The 6,799-nt window shown below is 75.1% G+C and carries 7 protein-coding genes; 2 read left to right on the top strand and 5 right to left on the bottom strand.

Features of this window, described 5'->3' with window-relative positions; translation table 11 throughout:
* A partial coding sequence (locus DY240_RS24760) for a citrate/2-methylcitrate synthase (RefSeq protein ID WP_325049308.1) occupies positions 1-749 on the top strand: 749 nt, incomplete at its 5' end.
* On the opposite strand, the gene DY240_RS24765 is transcribed toward DY240_RS24760, so the two are convergent.
* Positions 738-1,100 carry a winged helix-turn-helix transcriptional regulator gene (locus DY240_RS24765; RefSeq protein WP_119662373.1) on the bottom strand — a complete coding sequence of 121 codons (363 nt, stop codon included), beginning with the start codon at positions 1,098-1,100 and terminating at the stop codon, positions 738-740. The genes DY240_RS24760 and DY240_RS24765 overlap by 12 nt on opposite strands.
* Before the next feature lie 88 nt (positions 1,101-1,188).
* Between DY240_RS24765 and DY240_RS24770 the strand changes: the two genes are divergently transcribed.
* Positions 1,189-2,295 (top strand): NAD(P)/FAD-dependent oxidoreductase, encoded by a 1,107-nt coding sequence (locus DY240_RS24770; RefSeq protein WP_119662374.1) that lies wholly within the window; start codon positions 1,189-1,191, stop codon positions 2,293-2,295.
* A 122-nt stretch (positions 2,296-2,417) separates the two neighbouring features.
* Here DY240_RS24770 and DY240_RS34220 read toward each other — a convergent pair whose 3' ends face one another.
* The 4 genes from DY240_RS34220 to DY240_RS24790 form a co-directional block, all read right to left on the bottom strand.
* Entirely contained in the window at positions 2,418-4,094 is a 1,677-nt protein-coding gene (locus DY240_RS34220) for an ABC-F family ATP-binding cassette domain-containing protein (RefSeq protein WP_119662375.1), read from the bottom strand.
* 64 nt (positions 4,095-4,158) lie between these two features.
* Positions 4,159-4,578 (bottom strand): response regulator, encoded by a 420-nt coding sequence (locus DY240_RS24780; protein WP_119662376.1) that lies wholly within the window; start codon positions 4,576-4,578, stop codon positions 4,159-4,161.
* Between the two features lie 83 nt (positions 4,579-4,661).
* Entirely contained in the window at positions 4,662-5,336 is a 675-nt protein-coding gene (locus DY240_RS24785) for a response regulator transcription factor (protein ID WP_119662377.1), read from the bottom strand.
* Positions 5,337-5,373: 37 nt separating this feature from the next.
* Positions 5,374-6,799: sensor histidine kinase (locus DY240_RS24790; RefSeq protein ID WP_119662378.1), on the bottom strand; the 1,426-nt coding region annotated here is incomplete at its 5' end.

Below are 6,799 nucleotides of genomic sequence, written 5' to 3' on the forward strand. Positions count from 1 at the left end.
CCCGCACCGTGGCGGCGACGGCCCGCGGGCTCATCGCCACCTTCGTCGACGCGCTGCCCCGCCGCGACGGCGCCCCGCCCGGCCCCGCCGAGGGCTCGATCGCGGCCCGTCTGTGGCCGCGGCTCACCGCGCAGCCGGCCGACGCGCACGCCGTCGCCACCCTCGACACCGCGCTGGTTCTGCTCATCGACCACGGCCTGGCCGCGTCCACCGTCACCGCGCGGGCGGCCGCGTCGGCGCGGGCGCATCCGTACGCCGTCGTCTCGGCCGCGCTGGGCGCCGTCGAGGGGCCGCTGCACGGCGCGGCGAGCGGACTCGCGCACCGGATGCTCACCGACGTGCTCGAGCGCGGCGCCGGCCCGGTCGTCGCCGAGCACCTGCGGGCCGGGCGGCGGCTGCCCGGGCTCGGGCACCGGCTCTACCGGACCACCGACCCGCGGGCGCAGGTGCTGTTCGAGCGGCTCGCGGACGTCCCCGGGGCCGCACCCGCCCTGGCCGCCGCGCACGCCGTCACCGAGACCGCCGCCACCCACCTGCCGCTGCCGGCCAACGTCGACCTCGCGCTCGCCACCCTGTCCGTCGCGACCGCGATGCCGCCGGAGGCCGGCGAGACGATCTTCGCGGTGGCCCGCACCGCGGGGTGGATCGCGCACGCGCTCGAGGAGTACGAGGAGCGGGCGCTGCGGGTGCGGGTCACCGGGCGCTACGAGGGACCGCCGCCGCCCGTTCCGCCGCCGTCACTGCGCTGACGGCTCCGGCGGCAGGTGCTCGACGGCCCAGGCGGAGATCTGGTCGAGCGCCGGCAGCAGCGCCCGCCCGCGCTCGGTGAGCTCATACGTGACGGCGACCGGCGGCCCCTCGTCGACCCGCCGGTGCACCAGCTGGTGCCGTGTCAGCTCCGCGAGCCGGTCGGCGAGGACGGAGTCGCTGAGCCCGTCGATGGCGCGGGACAGCTCGCGGAACCCGGCCGGGCCGAACCGCAGGCTGCCCAGGACCAGCGCGTTCCAGCGCTTGCCGAGGATGCCGAACGCCCGCGTGAGCGCTTCGTCGACCTGCACACACGCGTCGACGTCGTGGCTGGTGCGCACGCTCGCGGACATGTGAGGAATACTAGCGCGAGCGATGTTGCTTCGAATTTCGAAGCTGCTACGAGATAGCTCGTAGCTTCGACTCTCCGAGGAGAATTCCGTGACCGAGACCCACGGCTCTCGCCCCTCCGTCGTCATCGTCGGCGGCGGGTTCGCCGGCATCAACGCCGCGAAGGCGCTCGACGACGTGGCCGACGTGACGCTGGTCGACCCGTCCGACACGTTCCTGCACAACCTCGCGTCCTGGCGCGCGCTGGTCGAGCCGGAATGGCTGGACCGCATCTTCCTGCCGTACGACCGGCTGCTCGCCCGCGGGCGGTTCGTGCGCGACCGGGCCGTCGACGCCGACGGCACCGGCGTCACGCTGGCCTCCGGCGAGCGGCTGGCCGCCGACTACGTCGTCCTCGCGACCGGCTCCTCGTACCCGTTCCCGGCCAAGACCGACGAGCCCGACGTCGCCATCGCGCGCCAGCGGTTCCTGGAGGCCCACCACGCCCTGCGCGCGTCGGCCCGCGCCCTGGTGATCGGGGCGGGAGCGGCCGGCCTGGAGCTGGCCGGCGAGATCAAGACCGCCTACCCCGACAAGGACGTCACGCTGGTCGACCTCGCCGACGACATCCTGCCCGGCCCGTACGACCAGGAGCTGCGCGAGGAGCTGCGCCGCCAGCTCGACCGGCTCGGCGTCCGCTTGGTGCTCGGCAGCCCGCTGCGGGCACTGCCGGACGCCCCGGCCGCGACGGCGGCGCCGGTCACCGTCACGACGGAGGCCGGCGAGCAGCTCAGCGCCGACATCTGGTTCCGGGCGTTCGGCGTGACCCCGGCGACGGGCTTCGTCTCCGGATCGCTGGCCACGGCCCGCGACGCCAACGGCTACCTGCGCGTCGACGACCAGCTGCGGGTCGTGGGGCACGAGAACGTGTACGCGATCGGCGACATCGCCGACGCCGACCGCAACATGGCGGCGACCGCCCGGCTGCAGGCGGAGCTCGTCGCGGCGAACCTGACCGCGCGGATCACCGGGAGCGGCGAGGTGGCCGGCTACCAGAAGCTGCCGCCGCTGGTCGCCATCCCGCTCGGCCCCGAGGGCGGCGCCGGCCAGCTGCCCGGCATCGACGGCGTGGCCGGTCCCGACGTGATCGCGCAGGTCAAGGGCCGTGCGCTGCTCATGGAGGCATACGACGACCTGTTCAACGTCCAGCCGGCCTGACCGCGCGGGTCGTGGACGCCGCCCCAGCGCCCACGTCATTTTCAGCGTGTTGACATGAGCGCCAACTGTTGGCGCTCATGTCAACACGCGCGAACACACATCCGGCGGCCACGAACGTGCCCTCAGCGCACCCGGGTGACGCGGTCCTCGTCCCAGACCGGCTCGGGCGCCTCGTAGACGGTGCCGTTGGCGCCGAACACCAGGAACCGGTCGAAGTCGCGGGCGAACCAGCGGTCGTGGGTGACCGCGAGCACCGTCCCGTCGAACGCCGCCAGCCCGTCCTGCAGCGCCTCGGCCGACACGAGGTCGAGGTTGTCGGTGGGCTCGTCGAGCAGCAGCAACGTGGCGCCGGACAGCTCGAGCAGCAGGATCTGCAGCCGCGCCTGCTGCCCGCCGGACAGCGACTCGAACACCTGGTCGCCGGCGTGAGCGAGCTCGTAGCGGTCCAGCGCCCGGCTGGCCTCCTCGCGCGGCATGCCCGCCCGGCGGCCGTCGCCGCGGTGCAGGATCTCCAGGAGCGTGCGGCCCATGAGCTCGGGGTGCTCGTGGGTCTGCGCGAACCAGCCCGGCCGCACCCGCGCGCCCAGCCGCGCCAGCCCGGTGTGCGCGACCGGCGCGATGGGCACGTCGTCGACGGGTTCGTGCTCGGGCTCGGGGTCGGTGCCGCCGGCGGCCAGCAGCCGCAGGAAGTGCGACTTGCCCGAGCCGTTGGAGCCGAGGACGGCGACCCGCTCGCCGTACCAGACCTCGAGGTCGAACGGCTTCATCAGCCCGGTCAGCTCCAGCGACTCGCAGATGACGGCACGCTTGCCGGTGCGTCCGCCGCGCAGCCGCATGCGGACGGTCTGCTCGCGTGGGATGGCCTGCGGCGGTCCGGCCTCCTCGAACCGCCGCAGCCGGGTCTGTGCCGACTGGTAGCGGGCGGCCATGTCGGAGTTGTAGGCGGCCTTCTGCTTGTACATGAGCACCAGCGCCTTGAGCTTGGCGTGCTCCTCGTCCCAGCGCCGGCGCAGCTCCTCGAGCCGGGCGAACCGTTCGCGCCGGGCCTCGTGGTAGCCGGCGAACCCGCCGGGATGCACCCACGCGGTGTTGCCGGCGGCGCCCAGCTCGACGGTGACGACGCGGGTGGCGGTGCGGTTGAGCAGTTCGCGGTCGTGGCTGACGTAGAGCACCGTCTTGGGCGACTCGACCAGCCGGTCCTCCAGCCAGCGCTTGGCGGGCACGTCGAGGAAGTTGTCGGGCTCGTCGAGCAGCAGCACCTCGTCGGGGCCGCGCAGCAGCGCCTCGAGCACCAGCCGCTTCTGCTCGCCGCCGGACAGCGACGACACCTCGCGCCACCGGCACCGCTCGAACGGGATGCCCAGCGCGGCCGTGGTGCACACGTCCCACAGCACCTCGGTCTCGTACCCGCCGGCGTCGGCCCACTCGCCCAGCGCCGCGGCGTACGCCATCTGCGTCGGCTCGTCGTCGCGGTCCATCATGGCCAGCTCGGCGGCGTCGACGGCGGCAGCGGCGGCCCGCACCCGCGGCGGCGCCACCGACAGCAGCAGGTCGCGCACGTCCTGCGCGCCGCGGGCCACGAACTGCCGCATGACGCCGAGGCCGCCGCTGCGCGTCACCGCGCCGCCGTGCGGGGCGAGGTCGCCGGCGACGATGCGCAGCAGCGTGGTCTTGCCCGACCCGTTCGCGCCGACCAGCGCGACCTTGGCGCCGTCGCCGACCCGGAACGAGACGTCGTCGAGCAGCACCCGCCCGTCGGGCAGGGTGAACGAGACGGCGTTGAGGTCGACGTGGCCCATGCCTCTCAGTCTCACCGAGGCGGCGACACCGGTCGAGAGGTTTTCGCCGCGCTCGCGCAGCCGCTCAGAAGCCGGGCGGCTGGTCACCCGACATGACGGCGACCAGCACGTCGGGCGCGAGGTCCTCCTTGTGGACGTAGGCCCGCGCGCCGCTGGTGCGGGCGTCCTGCGGGAGGTCCGAGGCCGGGTAGGTCGACATCAGCAGGACGACGGTGCCCGGCGCGGCCGCGACCAGCCGGCGCGTCGCCTCGATGCCGGAGATGCCGGGCAGGTTGATGTCCATCAGCACCAGACCCGGCCGCAAGGACTCGGCCAGGACCACCGCGTCCTCACCGCTGCCGGCCTCGCCGGCCACCCGGAACCCGGGCGTGGCGCCGACCACGAACCGCGCGACGGACAGGTAGGTCTCCTGGTCGTCGACCACGAGGACGTCGACGACGGCGGGCGGAGCCTCGGCGTGGGGGGTGTGCGCACGACCGGCCATGCAACCAGCATCGTTCCGCCACGGCCCTCGCCGCCACCCGGTCACCACCAGTCCCGGAGGGGTGCCAGCACCCCCGGCGTCGCTCAGCGCAGCGACGCCAGGTACAGCAGGACGGCGCTGACCCGGCGGTGCACGTCGGGTTCGGCGGTGAGGCCGAGCTTGGCGAACAGTGCGTTGATGTGCTTCTCGACGGCGCGTTCGGTGAGCACCAGGGCCGCGGCCACTCCGGCGTTGCTCTTGCCCTGCGCGATCTGCTCGAGCACCTCCAGCTCGCGCTTCGTCAGCCCGGCGAGGGGGTCGCCGGCCGGGCGGGTGCCGGCGACCAGCACCTCGACGACGCGGGGGTCGACGACGCTACCGCCGCGGGCCACCTCGCGGACCGCGGCGGCCAGCTGGTCGGGCTCGCTGACCCGCTCCTTGAGCAGGTAGGCCCGCCGCTGCGACCCGCCGGAGAGCAGCTCGAGCGCGTAGGCGGGCGCGGCGTACTGCGAGAGCACGACGACGCCTGTCTCGGGGGCCGTCTGCCGCAGCCGGGTGGCCGCGCGGATGCCCTCGTCGGTGGACGTGGGTGGCATGCGGATGTCGGTGACGACGACGTCGGGCCGGTGCTCCTCGACGGCGGCGAGCAGGCCGTCGAGGTCGCCGGCCACCCCGACCACCTCGAGGTCGGGGTACAGGCCCAGCACGCGCTGGACGCCCTCGCGCACCAGCAGGGCGTCGTCGGCGACGACGACCCGGACCCGGGTGCCTGTGGTCACGGGTGGGAGCGTACCGGTTGTCGCGGCCGCCGGAAGGTCACCGGGCGACCTCGCCGGCCGCCGCCGTCACCGGCAGGGTCCCGCGGACGACCGTGCCGGCGCCGGGCGCGCTGGTCACCGTCAGCTCGCCGCCGAACGCGCCGAGCCGATCGCGCATGTTGACGAAGCCGTGGCTCTCCGCCGCCACGGCGGGGTCGAATCCGGCACCGTCGTCGCTCACCTCGAACTCGAGGCCGGTCTCGGAGCCGTCGATCCGCACCGTCACCGACGCGCCCGGCCCGGCGTGCTTGGCGGCGTTCTGCATGGCCTCGAGGCAGCAGAAGTACACCGCCGCCTCGGCCTCCGGCGGGTAGCGCAGGCCGGTGCCGGCCTCGACGCGGGTCGGGACGGCGGCGCGGCCGGCGGCGTTGCGCAGCGCCTCGCCGAGGCCGTGCTCGCGCAGCAGCGGCGGGTAGATGCCGTGCGCCAGCTCGCGCAGCTCGGTCAGGGTGTCCTGGACGTCGGTGCGCAGCTCCTCGAGCAGCGCCGCCGCGTCGCCCGTCGCCAGCCGCCTGGCCAGCCCGAGCTTCACCGCCAGCGCGACGAGCCGCTGCTGCGCGCCGTCGTGCAGGTTCCGCTCGATCTGCCGCCGGGACGCGTCGGCCGCGGAGACGATGCGGGCGCGCGACGCCTGCAGCTCGGCGTTGCGGCGGCGCAGCTCCTCCAGCGACGCCTGCAGCGCGGAGTCGAGGCGGACGTTGTGCAGCGCGAGGCCGACCTGCCGGGCGAGGTCGGCCAGCACGCGGTCGTCGTCGTCGCTGAACGGGCGGTCGTCGGCGGAGCGCACCACCACGAGCAGCCCGAGCAGCCGGCCGAGATGGGTCACCGACGCGATGCGCACCGAGCGCCGTCCCGGCTCGCCGGCTCCGGCCAGCACCGCCGGCAGCCACATCGCCGCCCACGCGTTGCCGGAGACCCGCGCCCGGCTGACGGCGGCCAGCTCGGCGCCGGCGAGCGTCAGGCGGCCGCGGCCGCGTTCGGGCACCGAGACGGTCCGTTCCAGCACGCCGTCCTCGCCGGTCCACACCTCCGCGCCGAGCGGGCCGAGCGTCGAGCGCAGCGTCTCGGCCAGCTGCAGCAGCAGCTCGTCCATGGGGACGGCGCGGGTCATCCGCGATCCGAACGTCTCCAGCGCCGACGACGCCGGCCGCTGCGGCCGGCCGGCCCACTGCTCGGCCAGTTCGCGCAGCCGGGCCCGCACCGGCTCGGCCAGCACGACCGCGGTCAGCGCGGCCAGCATCGAGAACGCCAGCACGCCCTGCCCGTCGTCGTCGACCTCGCCGCCGAGCCCGATGACCACGACCAGGTACACCGCGAGCACCATCAGCACCAGGCCGCAGAGGACGAACGACGGCCCGGCGACGGCGCCGGCGCGCCGCCGCAGCCGGGGCAGCGCCGACGCCGCGACCGCGACCGGGACGGCG

This window comes from Jiangella rhizosphaerae (assembly GCF_003579925.1).
Lineage (GTDB): Bacteria > Actinomycetota > Actinomycetes > Jiangellales > Jiangellaceae > Jiangella > Jiangella rhizosphaerae.

Excerpts from the sequence above, each read along its gene's own strand:
- DY240_RS24780 (WP_119662376.1), bottom strand. The coding sequence starts at position 4,578 with ATGGCCGGTCGTGCGCACACCCCCCACGCCGAGGCTCCGCCCGCCGTC.
- DY240_RS34220 (WP_119662375.1), bottom strand. The coding sequence starts at position 4,094 with ATGGGCCACGTCGACCTCAACGCCGTCTCGTTCACCCTGCCCGACGGG.
- DY240_RS24765 (WP_119662373.1), bottom strand. The coding sequence starts at position 1,100 with ATGTCCGCGAGCGTGCGCACCAGCCACGACGTCGACGCGTGTGTGCAG.